At 24.3% G+C, this 15,399-nt stretch carries 16 protein-coding genes and 1 tRNA gene; 7 read left to right on the top strand and 10 right to left on the bottom strand.

Going from position 1 to position 15,399, the window contains the following annotated elements:
- The first annotated feature begins 23 nt into the window (after positions 1-23).
- Positions 24-725, top strand: coding sequence for an SOS response-associated peptidase (locus ACH5BH_RS11435; RefSeq protein WP_423298443.1), 702 nt, complete (start codon positions 24-26; stop codon positions 723-725).
- Here the strand turns inward: ACH5BH_RS11435 and ACH5BH_RS11430 are convergent.
- From ACH5BH_RS11430 to ACH5BH_RS11395, 8 genes are all read right to left on the bottom strand, one after another.
- The gene (locus tag ACH5BH_RS11430) at positions 714-1,472 is read right to left on the bottom strand and encodes a phosphotransferase (RefSeq protein WP_423298442.1); all 759 of its coding nucleotides are present in this window, start codon (positions 1,470-1,472) and stop codon (positions 714-716) included. The two genes, ACH5BH_RS11435 and ACH5BH_RS11430, sit on opposite strands and share 12 nt — an antisense overlap.
- Entirely contained in the window at positions 1,453-2,022 is a 570-nt protein-coding gene (gene pnuC, locus ACH5BH_RS11425) for a nicotinamide riboside transporter PnuC (RefSeq protein ID WP_404307056.1), read from the bottom strand. Before pnuC ends, ACH5BH_RS11430 begins: the two co-directional genes overlap by 20 nt.
- Positions 2,023-2,112: 90 nt before the next feature.
- Entirely contained in the window at positions 2,113-2,595 is a 483-nt protein-coding gene (locus tag ACH5BH_RS11420; protein WP_423298441.1) for a glutathione peroxidase, read from the bottom strand.
- A gap of 372 nt (positions 2,596-2,967) precedes the next feature.
- On the bottom strand, positions 2,968-3,336 hold the full coding sequence (locus ACH5BH_RS11415; protein ID WP_404307051.1) for a response regulator: 369 nt from the start codon (positions 3,334-3,336) through the stop codon (positions 2,968-2,970).
- A 100-nt stretch (positions 3,337-3,436) separates the two neighbouring features.
- Positions 3,437-3,514, bottom strand: a tRNA-Pro gene (locus tag ACH5BH_RS11410).
- Positions 3,515-3,579: 65 nt separating this feature from the next.
- Positions 3,580-4,050, bottom strand: a complete 471-nt coding sequence (locus ACH5BH_RS11405) for a hypothetical protein (protein WP_404307049.1) — start codon at positions 4,048-4,050, stop codon at positions 3,580-3,582.
- Between the two features lie 52 nt (positions 4,051-4,102).
- A complete protein-coding gene (locus tag ACH5BH_RS11400; RefSeq protein WP_404307047.1) occupies positions 4,103-4,606 on the bottom strand; it encodes a SprT-like domain-containing protein in 504 nt (167 codons plus the stop codon).
- Between the two features lie 5 nt (positions 4,607-4,611).
- A complete protein-coding gene (locus tag ACH5BH_RS11395; RefSeq protein WP_423298440.1) occupies positions 4,612-5,061 on the bottom strand; it encodes a J domain-containing protein in 450 nt (149 codons plus the stop codon).
- Positions 5,062-5,282: 221 nt separating this feature from the next.
- Here ACH5BH_RS11395 and ACH5BH_RS11390 point away from each other — a divergent pair, with 221 nt between their 5' ends.
- The 3 genes from ACH5BH_RS11390 (at position 5,283) to ACH5BH_RS11380 (ending at position 11,021) form a co-directional block, all read left to right on the top strand.
- Complete coding sequence (locus ACH5BH_RS11390; RefSeq protein ID WP_404307043.1) at positions 5,283-6,974, top strand: L-lactate permease; 1,692 nt, start codon at positions 5,283-5,285, stop codon at positions 6,972-6,974.
- A gap of 106 nt (positions 6,975-7,080) precedes the next feature.
- On the top strand, positions 7,081-9,012 hold the full coding sequence (locus ACH5BH_RS11385) for an ankyrin repeat domain-containing protein (RefSeq protein ID WP_423298439.1): 1,932 nt from the start codon (positions 7,081-7,083) through the stop codon (positions 9,010-9,012).
- A gap of 95 nt (positions 9,013-9,107) precedes the next feature.
- The gene (locus tag ACH5BH_RS11380; RefSeq protein WP_423298438.1) at positions 9,108-11,021 is read left to right on the top strand and encodes an ankyrin repeat domain-containing protein; all 1,914 of its coding nucleotides are present in this window, start codon (positions 9,108-9,110) and stop codon (positions 11,019-11,021) included.
- Between the two features lie 7 nt (positions 11,022-11,028).
- On the opposite strand, the gene ACH5BH_RS11375 is transcribed toward ACH5BH_RS11380, so the two are convergent.
- Together ACH5BH_RS11375 and ACH5BH_RS11370 are read right to left on the bottom strand one after the other, a co-directional pair.
- Positions 11,029-12,948 (bottom strand): sensor histidine kinase, encoded by a 1,920-nt coding sequence (locus ACH5BH_RS11375; RefSeq protein WP_423298437.1) that lies wholly within the window; start codon positions 12,946-12,948, stop codon positions 11,029-11,031.
- 83 nt (positions 12,949-13,031) lie between these two features.
- Complete coding sequence (locus ACH5BH_RS11370; RefSeq protein ID WP_423298436.1) at positions 13,032-13,655, bottom strand: DsbA family protein; 624 nt, start codon at positions 13,653-13,655, stop codon at positions 13,032-13,034.
- Between the two features lie 94 nt (positions 13,656-13,749).
- Here ACH5BH_RS11370 and ACH5BH_RS11365 point away from each other — a divergent pair, with 94 nt between their 5' ends.
- From ACH5BH_RS11365 to ACH5BH_RS11355, 3 genes are read left to right on the top strand one after another with little or no spacing between them, the layout of a single operon-like run.
- Entirely contained in the window at positions 13,750-14,016 is a 267-nt protein-coding gene (locus ACH5BH_RS11365; protein WP_404307033.1) for a DnaJ domain-containing protein, read from the top strand.
- Positions 14,017-14,027: 11 nt separating this feature from the next.
- Positions 14,028-14,888 carry an ADP-ribosylglycohydrolase family protein gene (locus tag ACH5BH_RS11360; RefSeq protein ID WP_423298435.1) on the top strand — a complete coding sequence of 287 codons (861 nt, stop codon included), beginning with the start codon at positions 14,028-14,030 and terminating at the stop codon, positions 14,886-14,888.
- Between the two features lie 7 nt (positions 14,889-14,895).
- Positions 14,896-15,333, top strand: coding sequence for a hypothetical protein (locus ACH5BH_RS11355; RefSeq protein ID WP_423298434.1), 438 nt, complete (start codon positions 14,896-14,898; stop codon positions 15,331-15,333).
- The last annotated feature ends 66 nt before the right edge of the window (positions 15,334-15,399 follow it).

The raw sequence follows: 15,399 nt of genomic DNA, 5'->3' as shown, positions 1-15,399 counted from the left end.
ATTTCATCAAAAAAGGAATAAATTTGCCAGGAAGATTAGCTATTTTTGATGATAGAGAGTTTAAAAATGATGCAAAGAGTCTAATCAAAAATGATTTAGTAAATGAACTTTACGCAAGATATAATATTCCTCCAACTATTCCTGTTCCAGCTCTTTTAAATAATGGAAACTATTTATATACACATTTTGGATATCTTCCTTCTTGGGCAAACTCAAAGTCATCTATGAATATAAATGCTAGAAGTGAAACCATATATGAAAAGAAAACCTTTAGAGATTCTTTTAGATTTAGAAGATGTATTATTCCAATAAATGGTTTTTATGAATGGAAGGTTGAAGATAAAGAAAAAACACCTTATTTTGTAAGTGAAGCCAAAAACTCATATATGGCCTTGGCTGGTATTTGGGATGAGTATTTTGAACCTGAACTAAATATGAATATTGTAACTATTGCTCTTATTACTTGTGATGCAAATGAAAAACTATCAAGAGTTCATCATCGAATGCCTGTTGTTTTAGAAAAAAAGGATTTTGATTTATGGCTTAAAAGTGATGATTTAAAAGCTATAAATAAACTTTTTGAAATTTATCCAAGTGAAAAGCTAAAGCTTCATATTGTAAGAGATGAGGTAAATAAAGTAGATTTTGATAAACCTTCTTGTATTAAAGAAATTAAAGAGAAAAAGCAAAGTGAAAGCCCAATAGGGCAGTTATCACTTTTTTAAAACTTCAAACCATAAAATCCAAAGATTTGTACAGATTATTTTATATGCTTTTAGTTTTTTTAAGTGCTTTTTTTTGATTTTATTAAAATAGTATTTTAATAAAATTTGTTCTTGTTTTTTATTTAGTTTATATTCCATACTCAAAGCAGCTAAGTCAAAAAATCTATCATTTACACAAGCAAATTCCCAATCTATAAAATAGGCTTTATTCTTATTGAATAAAACATTTTTTTGGTTTAAATCATGGTGACAAGTTACTAAATCTTTTTTATATTTTTTTAGTTTTTTTAGTTGCTTTTGTGCTTCTTTGATAAGCATTTGTGATTTTTTATCATTTAGAAGTTTTTGATAGTTTTTAAAGTCTTTTTCAAGATTATAAGACTTTATAGGTATTTTTATTTTATGAAGTTTTTTTAATGATTTTACAATAGCTTTTATATCTTTATTTTCTAATTGATTTTTATGAAAGCCTTTTATAAAATCACATATCATAAGAGCATTTTTTTTATCAAGTATATATGCTTTTGCAGCTATGTTTTTTTTGTAGGCTTTATTTTGAATTTTAAATTCTAAATTTCTAGTTGAAATATCTTTATGAAAATCTTTGAAAACTCTTATTGAATAAGTATTTTTTGATGTTTTTAATTTATAGATTGTATTACATACACCTTGGTTTTCTAAAAGTTTTAGTTCTAAAAATTCTTGCTTTTGTAAAAAGTTATATTTTTTAAGCTTTTGTAAATTCATACTCTTTTTTCCAATTTAAATATGCTACAAATGCAAGTGCTGTATAAATAGCAAATAATATAGCTGTTAGATTTAATTCTTTTTGTATATAAATATAAATAGAAATAGCATCTATTACTATCCAATAAATCCAGTTTTCAAGTATTTTTTTAGCTAGCATATAAGTACTAAATATAGCAAAGACTGTAGTAAAAGAGTCAATGTAAGCAAAATCAGCCTTAGTATAATTTGCCATTATAAAGCCTAAAATAGTTGATATAATTGATAAAACTATAATAATAAGTATATTTTTTTTAAGACCTAAACTACTTACTTTTAGCTCTTTTTCTTTAAGTTTATTTCCATATTTCCAAGAGTACCAACCATAAAGAGCCATAACTAAATAGTAGACATTTAAAGCACTATCCATTAAAAGTGATACATCAAAAAATATTATTGAATAAATAAGTGTAGAAAAAAATGCAGCAACCCAACACCATAAACTTTGTTTAATTGCTAGTAAGAGATAAGCTATAGATAATCCCATAGCAATTGCTTCCCAGTTTGACATGATTTTTAGATAATCAATTACAGGGCTTATAAAACTTTCGATAATATTTCCTTTTTTAAATGGAAATATATCGAAATAAAATTAAAAAAACTATTTTTTTAACAATTCTTGTATTTTAGGTTCTATATCTAAAGGTTCTGTAGTTGAACCATATCTATCAATAACTTTTCCATTTTTATCTACTAAAAACTTTGTAAAGTTCCATTTTATACTTTGTGTACCTAGAATTCCTGAAGCTTCATTTTTTAAGTAAGTGTATAATGGATGTTCATTTTCACCATTTACATCAATTTTTGAGAACATATCAAATTTTACACCAAAAGTTAAAGTACAAAACTCTTTTATTTCTTCATTTGTTCCTGGTTCTTGGTTTGCAAACTGATTTGATGGAAAACCTAATACCATAAAGTCTTGATTTTTATATTTTACATGAAGTTTTTCTAAACCTTCATATTGAGAGGTAAAACCACATTTGCTAGCTACGTTTACTATTAGAAGAACTTTGTCTTTATATTTTGACATTGATATTTCTTTTCCATTAATATCTTTTACTTTAAAATCATATATGCTCATTGTATTCTCCTTAGCAAATATTGAACTAAATATAAGTGTAATAAAAATAACTATTTTTAGTATCATAATTTATTCCTTTTTTAAATTACTTATTTTAACAAAATATTTTGTTCTTTTGAATGGGTTTCATATATATTTAATATTTTGCTTGTTTTAAAAATAGTTTTAAATGAGTATAAAAAATATACAATTTTTTTAATTTTTTTGTAACTGTCTTGTTATAATTATTTTATATAATACACAAAAGGAGAAATCATGGAAATTATTTATGTTTCATTTGTTTGTATTTTTTTAGTTGGGATTACAGCTTGTTATATAGTTAAATATTTTAGTAAAAATGAAAAAACTATATAGTTTTATAGTTTAATTTCATTATTTAGTTAAATTAAGACTTTCTAACATTTTTTTTAGATTGTTTAAATTAATTGGTTTTTTTATAAAACCTAAAGCACCATTATCTTTTGCTTTTTGCATTGCTTGTTCTTGAATATCTGCACTAACTATTATAATCTTTGAATTTTTATCAAATTCAGTGATTGCTTTAGCTGCTTCAAATCCATCAAGTACTGGCATAGTTAAATCCATAAAACATATATCAGGTTTATTTTGTTTATATAAATCTATTGCTTCTTGTCCATTAGTTGCTTCAATAATAATAGAATCTTCATTTATTATTTCTTTAAGATTTTTTATTGTCATTTTTCTTGCTAGTTTAGAATCATCTACTATTAAGTATGTCATTAAGAGTCCTCTTTAAAATTTAAATTATTATAACATAAAGATGTTTTATTTATTAGTAAAAATAATGTGATATTGTTCAATGAATTAATAAATATTAAGATGGTCGGGGCGAGAGGATTCGAACCTCCGGCCCCCTGGTCCCAAACCAGGTGCGCTAACCAGACTGCGCTACGCCCCGCCGTTTTAATGAGGACGAAATAATACTATGTTTTTATTCATTTGTCAAGAGTTAAGTTAAAGAAATTATTGTTTTTTTGAAATTTCAATACCATTTACATTTTCAATAAGTTTTAAAAGAGTATTGTCTTTCATTTCCAAAAAACCTTCACTTTTTATTCTTCCTTTTGAATTATAAATAAATTTATAGTTTTTATCATACGTAACTGTAATAAACTTATCTTTTTTAACTTCTATTTTTTCTGCTTTTACATCATTTGCCATTGCTTTTTTTAATATATATATTATTGCATAATTATCTTTTTTATATTTTGTAGTTTCTTTATTTTTTATGCCATTAAAATCTTCGTTATAAAAAACAAACTTGTCTTTTCCAAGTAAAAATCTTGCTATTGAATTTGTTACTTTTGCTTCTAAATAGTTCTTTTTTAATGAGTCAAAGTTTTCTATCTCACCTAAAGTAATTCCTTTAAATTTTATAGAGTAGTTAGCAAAAGCAAGGTTTGCTAGTAGTAGAACTGGTAATAAAAATTTCATCTTCTTCCTTTAACGTGTATCTTATATTTAAAAAGTGTATTTTTCGTGAGCCTTAGTTATTAAAGATACTTGTTTTTTCAATCAAAATATCATTATGATTAACAAATCTTTCACATCTAAGTCCATTTAGTTTTTGACAAATTAGTTGCCATTTTTTTGTATGTCCTGAATTTTCTTTTGAAAAGTCACCTAAGAAAAACATAATAGCATGAGCATACTCATGTGGTAAAACATCATTTATCATATAATTAGAACTTTCTTTAAATCTTTTTTTATTTAAATATATTTTTATACTGCCATTTTTTTCATATACTGCCATACCAAATCTATTATCATTCATATCATCTGATACTATAACTGGAAAGTCTTTTATTACATTAAAATTGATTTTTGCTAAATATTTAAGTTCTTTTTGTTTTATTTTTATTTGTTGTATATATCTTTTATCTAAGGGTTTTTCAAAAAAAGTATAATCTTTATACCAAATAAAAACTAAAAGCGCAGCTGCACTAATAGTTATAAGTAAAAATATTTTTTGTAGATTTTGAAAAAACATTTGTTTTATCCAACTGTTTTTATTAAAATATCTCTGTAGTGATTTAATTCTTTCATTTTTGTATCATCTCCACCATTTATATCTGGGTGATATTTTCTAGCTAGCTCTTTATATCTTTTCTTTATTTCTTCTTTTGTTGGTTCACTAGTAAAACCAAAAAAGTTTTTTGCTTCTTCTATTTCATTGTATCTTGGTTTATTAGCAAAATTTTGAAAGTCATTAAAATTAAAATTTGTATTATTACTTTGAGAAAATTCTTGTCCATTAAATTTAAATTCAAAACCACTTGTACGTATTTTCTTCTTTATATTATAAATAGCAATAAATCCTAATATAAAGATAATACCAATAATCATCAAGAAAGTTCCAAAGTTTGTAAAAATCAAATATAAAATAAAAAATATTATCGCTAATCTTACTAATCTATTAAATATGTAAATTACTGTGTTGTTCATAAAAAATTATATCCTTTAAAATAAATGTGTATTATAGTATTCTTTTTACAATAAGTAAATTAAAGTTCTAGCTTAGATATAAATTAATTACAAATAGTAAAAATGTTACAAAAGTAACCATTAAAATTTAAAAAATATTGCTATTTTTTTGCTATATAAAAAATATCATAAAAATATCACATTCTAGGAATATTCTATTCTTGTTAAAACAAGGAGGATTTATGAGTATTGGTTTACAAGCATTTTTTGCTGCATTACCTATATTTTTAGCTGGTATTTTATTAGTTGGGTTAAGGGTTTCTGCTAAAAAAGCAATGCCGTTAGTATATATTGCAACAGTTGCAGTTGCATTTGTAGTTTGGGAAGTTTCCTTTAATAGAGTTATGGCTTCAACAATTCAAGGTCTACTTATAACAGTTGCTGTTTTATGGATTATTTTTGGTGCAATTTTACTTTTAAATACACTAAAACATTCAGGTGCGATTGCTGTAATTAGACAAGGTTTCAATAATATTAGTCCAGATAGAAGAATACAAGTAATTATTATTGCTTGGTTATTTGGTTCATTTATTGAAGGAGCATCTGGTTTTGGTACACCTGCTGCTATTGCTGCACCTTTATTAGTTGCTATTGGTTTCCCTGCCATGGCTGCTGTTATGGTTGGTATGATGATTCAAAGTACACCTGTATCTTTTGGAGCAGTTGGAACTCCTATTTTAATTGGAGTAAATAAAGGTTTAGACTCTGAATCTATTGGTCTTACTTTAGATTCATTAGGTTCATCTTGGGATGCTTATTTACAAATTATTACATCACAAGTTGCTATAACTCATGCAATTGTTGGAACATTAATTCCTTTATTTATGACAGTTATGCTAACTAGATTCTTTGGTGAAAATAAATCTTGGAGTGAAGGTTTAAGTATTTTACCATTTGCTATTTTTGCAGGTCTTGCATTTACAATTCCTTATGCACTTACTGGTGTATTCTTAGGTGCTGAGTTCCCATCACTTATTGGTGCTTTAGTTGGTCTTCCAATTGTTATGTTTGCTGCTAAGAAAGGTTTTTTAGTACCTAAAAAATCTTGGGACTTTGCTCCAAAAGAAAAATGGCCAACTTCATGGGTTTCTAAATTAGAAATGAAACTAGATGCAATGAGTGCAAAAGTTCCTATGTCATTAACTAAAGCTTGGATTCCTTATGTATTAGTAGCTGCTATTTTAGTGCTTACAAGAGTAAGTGATGAAGCAAAAGCATTTGTTAAGTCATGGGTTATTCCTTTTAAAGATATTTTAGGTGAGAATTTAGGTTATTCAATTACTCCACTTTATTTACCAGGTGGTATTTTAGTATTTGTAGCACTTGTTACTTATTTCTTACATAAGATGGAATTTAAAGAAATGAAAGAAGCTATAAGTGAGTCTTCAAAAGTTATGATTGGTGCAGGTTTTGTACTTATATTTACAATTCCATTAGTTAGAATTTTAATTAACTCTGGTGTAAATGATTCTGGTTTTGATTCTATGCCTGTTGCTATGGCTAATTTTGTTGCTGCATCAGTTGGTGATATTTATCCATTATTTGCTCCAATGGTTGGGGCTTTAGGTGCATTTATTGCAGGTTCAAATACAGTATCAAATATGATGTTAGCTCAATATCAATTTGGTGTAGCAGATGCTCTTGGTGTATCAACGGCATTAATGGTAGCACTTCAAGCAGTAGGTGCAGCAGCTGGTAATATGATAGCTATTCATAATGTTGTTGCAGCAAGTGCAACAGTAGGTTTACTTGATCAAGAAGGACAAACTTTAAGAAGAACAATTATCCCTACAATTTATTATTGTTTACTAGCAGGTATTATAGGTCTTGTTGGTATGTATGTTCTTAATGTGGTAGATCCACTTATGAAGTAAAGAAAAGAGATTTATTCTCTTTTCTTACTTTCCTTATATTTAACCTTTTTATAACTTATTTTTCGATAATCTAAAATCATATTTTTACGCATAGGTAACTAATTTTATGTTAAATAAACTGTTAGAAAAAAAAGAACTTTTATTTGGTAAAAAAGAGTCTTTAGAAGAGATTGTTTTAATTCAACCTTTTAATCAAAGGAAATTGGAAAAAGCTATTGGTTCTTATGAATTAGACTTAAACAATCAATATTTACTAAAACTTTGTATTGAAAACAACTGTTTTGAAGCCTTAAGTTATTTAATAGAAGAAACAGGATTTAATCATACTAAATTAGATATAAATAAAGAAAATTTACTTTTTCTTGCTTTACGAAAAAATGCTCTTGAGTGTTGTAAGGTATTACTTTCAAATAATATAAATATCAAACAATCAAATATAAATAATGTTACACCACTTCATTTAGCTGCTAAAAGTGGAATGTTAGAAATTTTTGATATTTTAACTGATAGGTTAGATGATTTAGAAATAGAAGATAAAGATGGAAGAAACATACTTTTTTATGCAGTTCAATCTAAAAAATTTGAAATTATAAAAAAAGTATTTCAATTAACATCTATAAAACTAAATTTTAAAGATAAACAAGAGAATACTATTGTTCATCTAAAAGAGATTACATTTAATCTTGAGCTATTTAAATTTTTTGTAAATAAAGGTTTAAATGTAGATAGTATAAATAAAAATAATGAAGATTTTTTATATTTAAACTGTTTAGATTTAAATATTCCCGATGAGTTATTTATATCTTTTTTCCAAAAAACTAATTTAAAAAATAGAAATTATGGTTTAGATGGAGAGACTATTTTAATAAAAATAGTTAAGAAAATTTTATCAATTGATTTTCAAATTTTAGAAAACAAACCTTTAGTTACTAAGTACCAAGATAGATTACTTACTTTTATTGAACATGGTGTAGATGAGAATAACTTAAACAATAAAAATGAAAACTTTTTATTTGAAGTTGTAAAACACAAAGATGATTTAGTTTTAGAATTTTTATTAAATAGAACTAAAGTTAATATTAATCAAATAAATACATTAGGAGAAAATCTTTTAGATTTAGCGATTTTTAATGGAAAACCAAATGTAGAATTGGTAAAAAAATTAATTTATACAAATATTGATTGTACAGTCAAAGATAAAGATGGCTTCACAATTATAGAAAAACTAGTAGATGTTATTTTAAGTGAAGATATTCCAAATAGAGTTAGAAAAATTGGTAAAACAAAAAGTGTAAATAATGTAAATTATACACAAATGTTAGTATTTATATTAGATTATACAAAAATTGACATCAATGAAATAATGTTTGAAGATGAACCAATAGTTTTTGAAATTGCTAAATCTTTCCATGTTTCTTTACTTGAAATATTTAAAAAATATGGTGCAAACTTAAATGTAGTAAGTAAAAAAGATAAATTAACTATTTTTTATAGAGTTTTAGAAGCTGGAAAAAATTCTAAAGATGAAAGAGCACTTTTTTTAAAAATGTTAAAATATTTAGTTTTATGTGATGTTGATATTGATCATAAAGATTCTTATGGAGGAAACGTAATTCATAAGGCAATATTAGACCATGATTTACAAGTTGTAAATATCTTAACTTTAAGAGTTAAAAATTTTAAAGCAAGAGATAGAAAAGGAAGAACTTATATTCATCATACTGTTTGGGATAATAAAGCAGATATTTTAAAGAAAATTGCTTTTAAAAATAAAGATCTTATGAATATACCTGATAAATTTGGTTTATTACCTATAAATTATGGGGTTATTATGGGGAAAAAGGAAGTTGTTTTTGCATTAATTAAAATGGGAGCTTATTTAAATAATCCTTATAATGTAAATGAACAATTTAAAGAACAATTTTTCTCTAAACTTGGAAAACTAGAAGATATATTAAGCTCAACTATGACAGAAAATGAAAGATCTTTAATGACAGAGCTTGTTCGAAGTATGCAAAAAGAACTTAATATTAATTAAAATAATTTTTACAAAACCCTACATATAGGTCTTTAATAGAAATATAATTAATAAATGGATACTCTTTTGAGTTTAAAAAAAATAAAGGTAAAATTGTGTTAAAAAAATTATTTGGAAGTAGTGAACCTATTGAAGAATTGATAATTAAAAAGCCTTTTAATGAAAAAATAGTAGAAAAAAAATTAGCAAAAACAGATTTTAATAAAAATGATACAACTTTATTACACCATTGTGCAAAGTATGATGCTTTTAATGCAATAAATTATTTATTAAAAATAGGTGTAAAAATAAACTCTTTAAATGAATTTAATGAAAACGCTTTATTTACAGCTCTAAAAAATTCAAGTTTAGAAACGGCAAAATTATTAATAAAAAAAGGTATAGATGTTAATCAAGAAAATTTTGATGCTGAAATACCTTTGCATTTTGCATTTAAATTTGGAGTAATACAATTAATAGATATTATTGCTTCTAAAACTAAAGATTTGAATAAAACAAATAAAGCTGGACGTTCAGTTTTATTTTATGCAATTGAATCTAAAAACAGACTTGCCATAAAAAAAGTATTAACGTTGATGGATAATTTAGATATTAATCAACAAGATAATAATGGAAATACTATTTGTCACCTAAAAGAAATTACAGCTGATTTAAATATTTTTGATGGTCTTATTGCATTAGGTTTAGATTTGAATACTGTTAATAAAAAAGGAGAAGATTTTTTATATTTAAATTGTTTAGATTTAGATCTGAATAACAATCTTTTCTCTTTTGCCATAAGAAATGAAGCTTCTTTAAATAGAAGATATGGAACAAAAAAACATACATTATTGATGTATCTTGTTAATAAATTACTCTCTTATGATATTCAAGTATATGAGAATAAAGGTTTTATTAATAAGTATCAAGACCGAATTATGACTTTTATAGAAAATGGTGCTAATGTAAACTTATTAAATTTAGAAGAGGAAAATTTACTATTTGATGTTGTTCGATCAAGAGATGAGTTTAATTTAGAATTTATTTTGAACTCTTGTCAAATAAATGTTAATCAATCAAATATTATTGGTAATACAGTTTTAGATATTGCTATTTTTAATGGAAAACCAAATATTGATTTAATTAAAAGATTACTTTTTTCAAATATTGATTCAAGTTTAAAAGACAAAAATAATTACAGTGCAATAGAAAAAGTTGTAGATGTGATACTTAGTGAGAACTCTCCTAATAGAGTTAGAAAAGTTTCCAATATAAGAGTTTATCCTGAGGTTAATTATAATCAAATTTTAAACTTATTATTAGAGTTTATAAAAGTAGATATAAATGAAATAATGTTTGAAGGAGAGCCAATTATTTTTGAAATTGCTAAATATTTCAATGTTTCTTTATTAGAGACTTTTAAAAAATATGGTTCAAACTTAGATATTTTAAGTAAAAAAGATAATCTAAATGTTTTTTATAGAGTTCTAGAAGCAGGAAAAGAACAAAAAAATCAAAAACAACATTTTCATAAGATATTAAACTTCTTAATTTTAAACAATGTAAATATTGATTGTAAAGATTCCTATGGTGGAAATGTAATACATAAAGCTATATTAGACCATGATTTACAAGTTATAAATATACTTACTAAAAGAGTAGGAGATTATAGAGCTGTAGATAATAAAGGGCGAAATTATATCCATAATACGGTATGGAGAGATAAAATTGATATTCTTAAAAAAATCGCTTTAAAGAATAGAGATTTAATAAACCAGCCAGATAGATTTGGAATTTTACCTATTAATTATGCTGTAATTATGGGAAAAAAAGAAGTTGTTTTCTCTTTGATAAAACTAGGAGCTTTTTTAAATAATCATAATAAAATAAATGAACAATTTAAAGAGAACTTCTTCTCAAAATTAGGAGATTTAGATGATATTTTAAATTCTTCAATGACTATAAATGAAAGAAATCTTATGACAAAACTAGTTTTAAATATGAAAGAGGAATTTCATATAAATAAGTAAATTCATTTTAAATAGGCAAAGTTATAATAAACTTTGCACCAGTGAATTTTTTGTTTTCATAAAGGTATGAATGATTTTGAACATTTAAATCACCTTTTAAACTTTCATTTATTATATTTTTTGACATATATAGTCCAATACCTGTTCCTTTTTCACCTTTTGTTGTGAAATAGGGATTGAAAATATTATTTATAATATCCTCTTTTATACCTTTAGCATTATCAAAAATCAAAATATAAAGCTTATTTTCTTTTATGTTAGTTTCAATAAAAATAAATTTTTCTTCTTCTTTTGATAAATTATCTTCTAGTGCTTCAGAAGCATTTTTAATTAAATTAATCATTACTTGCAGAAGTTCATTTTCATTTGCAGTTACTATACACTCATTATCTTTTCTTATTATTTTAATGTTTTTAGTTTTTAAAGGACTTTCTAAAAGTTTTATTGTTCTATTGATAGTATTTATGATATTAAAGGAATTTATTTGTTTATGTGGAGAAAAGAAGTTTTTAAAATCATCAATAGTATCAGATAAATATTTAGTAGCTTTAGTAATTTTATCCATTTGTTCATTAATACTATTTATATCTAAAGAGTTTAATTGGTTTTGTATTTTTACACCAGAGGATATTGTTGTTATTTGACTTAAAGGTTGTCTCCATTGATGTGCAATATTTCCTATCATTTCTCCCATTACTGCCATTTTTGCTTGTTGAGACATCATGTCATCTTTTTGTTTGTTTTCTAAGATTTTTCTTTCAATTTCTTTTTTATAAATTTTCAGTCTTTTTTCTAAAATTTTTGAAATTATAAAAGATAAAACTAATAAAATTAACGTGGCTAGTATGCTTATTTTAGTAATTGTTTCTATATTTTCTTGTTTTTTATTTTCTAATAAAAGCTTTTTTTCTTGAATCTTTTTATTTAGATTTTCTGTATAAAAACCTGTTCCTATTGCCCATTTATAAGGTTTATATTGTCTGATATATGATATTTTTTTATTGCTTGTTGCTTTATTGTCTGTATTTAAAGTAGCAAAATAAGTCATAAACTGACCATCTTTATTTTTAGCAAAATTAATTATATCTTGAACTAGATATTTTCCTTTATTATTTTTTGAATTTAATCTATTTTCTCCTATTAAAGTTTCTTTATAGTGTGCTAAATAGTTTCCATCAAAATCAATTACAAAAATATAAGAATTGTTTCCATATTTAATATTTTGAATGAAGCTTAATATTTTCTTTTTTAGTTCAGTCTCAAAATCATATAAATACTCACCCGTTCCAATAACCATATCATAAGGTTCAAAATATTTGTAAAAGGATATTTTTTCGTATGATTTTTTTATATCTTTTTCTTTATACCAAAAATAAGAATCAAAACTTTCACTTTTAGTATTTATGATATTTACCATATTTTTAAAAGGATAATTCCCTTTTGTATCTTTAAAATTTAAATAATTCTTACCTTCTATTATTGGGTTTAAAGGTTGTAAATGCATATTTCCAAATTTATCATTTATAAAAAAATATCCTCTTCTTTTATTATAAATAATACTTCCCAAAGTGGTTTTTATTAAAGAAAAGATTTCTTCTTTTGATTTTATGTTTTTGTTTTTTTCATAGATCTTTGTAGCAATATCATGAGCTAGATATACTTTTTCTTTTAGAGATTTTTTTAAAGATTCTTCTGTATTAGTCTTTTCTTTTTCAATATAGTTATAAACTCTTTGTACTTCTTGGCTTATTCTTCTTTTATTTCTTTCATAATAATCTTTTTCAAGCTCTTTTATTTCTTTTTTAAATGAATTTTCTTTTTCATTTAAAATAAATTTTGTTGCGATTGTTGAAAAAATAATGACAAATATGATAGGAGCATATTTTATAAAAAATATTATAAACTTATCATTATTTACTTTTGTCATTCATTACCTTTAAAACTGTTACATTATTATATACTATTAGTTATTAAAGGTAATAAAAAATCTTGATAGTTTAAGATATAGTTTTAAAAATATATATTTTTAGATAAGTCTTCAATTTGTTTAAGCATTTCTTTGTGATTATTAAATTTAATATTTATAGGATATAACTCTTTTTTATATTTTAATACAAGTGATGGAAATACTCTAACTTTAAGTGATCTTCTAAGATTTAGTTCTTCTTGTAAATCCTCTTCAATTTTTTTACTTTTTAGGTTTTCTTCAAATTTTTTCTCATCTAAACCTATATTTTTGGCAAGTTGTATTAAAGTTGAAGCATCACTTGGATTTTTTGCTTCTTGGTAATAAGCTTTTTGAATTGCTTCTATCATTTCATCTTCTTTATTTTCATATCTAGCAAGCATTGTAGCTTGACAAGAAAGATATGTTGATCTTCTTGGTTTACAGTTTTTCCAAAAGTCATGATTAAACTTTGTACCAACTTCTTTATTTATTTGATACCAAATATTTTCAATGGTTTTTTGTTGTTCAAGGGGCATTATTTCATCACTGTGCTTTGCTAATCCACCTACAACATGAACTACTTGGATATCTATTGGAAGTTCTTTTCTAAGTTTGTCAAGAGTTGGTTTAAAGGCATAGCACCATGAACACATTGGGTCGTGAATATGATAAAGTGTTGATTTCATACAATCTCCTAAATTTTAAAATATAGTTATAGTATACTATATTCATTTAAAAAAAATATTGTAGAATAAAATTATTATATATTTAGGGAAGCTTATGGATTATGAAGAATTTGAAAAAGCTGTAGATACATTAGGTGTTTTAACACGTACATCAAAAAAAGATTTAAAACAAAAATATTTAAAGTTATCAAAAAGATATCATCCTGATATGCCAGAGGGAAGTCATGAAAAATTTCAAGAGTTAAAAGATTCTTATGATTTGCTTTGTGCATATATGGATTCATATTGTTTTTTATTTGATAAAGAAGAGTTTAAACAACAGTTTCCAGCATTTACAAATTATAAAAACTGGAATAAATAAAAGGAGTTAAAATGTTTGATCAAAAAAAAGTAAAAGAGTTAGTACTAACTTCATTAGTAACAGATGCCTATTGTTTAGGTACTCATTGGGTTTATGATGAAAAACAATTAAAAGATAGTTCTATAAATTATAATGAACTAAATAAACCTCTTTCAATTTGGCATAAAGATAAAGTTGCCGGTGAATTTACACATTATGGTGACCAAACATTTTGGCTATATGAATTCTTAAAAGATAAAGAAGAGTTTAATGCAGAAGATTTCTTGTCTTATTGGACACAAAAAATGAAAAGTTACAATGGTTATATTGATGGTGCTTCAAGAAATACTTTAGAAAATATAGAAAATGGTGTAACACCAAGTGGTTCTTCTTCTACAGATTTATCAATCGTGGGAAGAGTTGCACCCTTATTAAAAGTGTCAAAATCAAAAGAAGAGTTTTTGAGAAATGTAGAAAGCTTTGTAAAACTTACACATAACTCTACAAAAGCTATAAATGCTTCAAGTTTCTTTTCAAAACTTTTATTAAAAGCTTTAGATGGAATTGCTTTAGAAGAAGCGATTTTAAGTTTAAAAGATGAATCAGATGCAGTGATCCAAAAACACATTGAAAATGCTTTTGCTTCAAAACAAAAAGAGACTATAAGTATAATAAGAGAATTTGGACCTGCTTGTGATATTGATCAAGGTTTTGCTAGTAGTTTACATTTATTACTTAAATATGACAACTTAAAAGAGATGTTAATTGTAAATGCAAAAGCAGGTGGAGATTCAAGTGCTAGAGCTATGATAGCTTCAATTATTTTTATGGCAAATAATTCTATTTTACAGATACCAAAAAATTGGTTAGCTATAAAAGTTACTTTAGATTAGGGGATTTATGAAAAAGACAATATTAAATTTTTTTTCAGATAAATTATATATAGAATTGACTGTTGCTTCTATTTTATTTTTAATTGCTTTATCTTTAAATATGTTAATGGATTTTATTATTTATATGCTTTATTTTATAATCTTTTTAGAAATAGTAAGAGCTGTTATAAACTATATCAGAGAACAAAGAGTAGCTCTTACTCTTTTAGTTGATGCTTTTATAATTTTAGCATTAAGAGAGTTCATCGTAAATGTTGTAAAAGTAAATAAAGAAGATTTAAAATCAATTGAAGAGATTTTTAATAGTGCAGTAAACTTTAATCTTTTGATTCTGTCAGGTGTTATAGTTTTTTTATTAATAGTTAGATACTTTTCTATAAAAACATCACAAAAATATCTTTTTACTAAAAAACAGAATGAAAATAAAAATATTGTAACAAAATGATAAAAATAAAATGATTACAAAAGGTTTTAGCTTAATAGTAGTTTATTAAAGTTATTTTAATTAAAA

Origin of the sequence: Arcobacter rhizosphaerae, assembly GCF_049472155.1 — a bacterium.
GTDB lineage: Bacteria > Campylobacterota > Campylobacteria > Campylobacterales > Arcobacteraceae > Arcobacter_B.
Note: the sequence above shows the minus strand (reverse complement) of the source record. Positions and strands in the feature narration are given on the sequence as shown.

What these genes read in the sequence shown, in the direction of transcription:
- ACH5BH_RS11385 (WP_423298439.1), top strand. Translation starts at nt 7,081, where the DNA reads ATGTTAAATAAACTGTTAGAAAAAAAAGAACTTTTATTTGGTAAAAAA.
- ACH5BH_RS11430 (WP_423298442.1), bottom strand. Translation starts at nt 1,472, where the DNA reads ATGAATTTACAAAAGCTTAAAAAATATAACTTTTTACAAAAGCAAGAA.
- ACH5BH_RS11415 (WP_404307051.1), bottom strand. Translation starts at nt 3,336, where the DNA reads ATGACATACTTAATAGTAGATGATTCTAAACTAGCAAGAAAAATGACA.
- ACH5BH_RS11420 (WP_423298441.1), bottom strand. Translation starts at nt 2,595, where the DNA reads ATGAGCATATATGATTTTAAAGTAAAAGATATTAATGGAAAAGAAATA.
- pnuC (WP_404307056.1), bottom strand. Translation starts at nt 2,022, where the DNA reads ATGTCAAACTGGGAAGCAATTGCTATGGGATTATCTATAGCTTATCTC.
- ACH5BH_RS11395 (WP_423298440.1), bottom strand. Translation starts at nt 5,061, where the DNA reads ATGAACAACACAGTAATTTACATATTTAATAGATTAGTAAGATTAGCG.
- ACH5BH_RS11405 (WP_404307049.1), bottom strand. Translation starts at nt 4,050, where the DNA reads ATGAAATTTTTATTACCAGTTCTACTACTAGCAAACCTTGCTTTTGCT.
- ACH5BH_RS11360 (WP_423298435.1), top strand. Translation starts at nt 14,028, where the DNA reads ATGTTTGATCAAAAAAAAGTAAAAGAGTTAGTACTAACTTCATTAGTA.
- ACH5BH_RS11400 (WP_404307047.1), bottom strand. Translation starts at nt 4,606, where the DNA reads ATGTTTTTTCAAAATCTACAAAAAATATTTTTACTTATAACTATTAGT.
- ACH5BH_RS11355 (WP_423298434.1), top strand. Translation starts at nt 14,896, where the DNA reads ATGAAAAAGACAATATTAAATTTTTTTTCAGATAAATTATATATAGAA.
- ACH5BH_RS11375 (WP_423298437.1), bottom strand. Translation starts at nt 12,948, where the DNA reads ATGACAAAAGTAAATAATGATAAGTTTATAATATTTTTTATAAAATAT.
- ACH5BH_RS11365 (WP_404307033.1), top strand. Translation starts at nt 13,750, where the DNA reads ATGGATTATGAAGAATTTGAAAAAGCTGTAGATACATTAGGTGTTTTA.
- ACH5BH_RS11370 (WP_423298436.1), bottom strand. Translation starts at nt 13,655, where the DNA reads ATGAAATCAACACTTTATCATATTCACGACCCAATGTGTTCATGGTGC.
- ACH5BH_RS11390 (WP_404307043.1), top strand. Translation starts at nt 5,283, where the DNA reads ATGAGTATTGGTTTACAAGCATTTTTTGCTGCATTACCTATATTTTTA.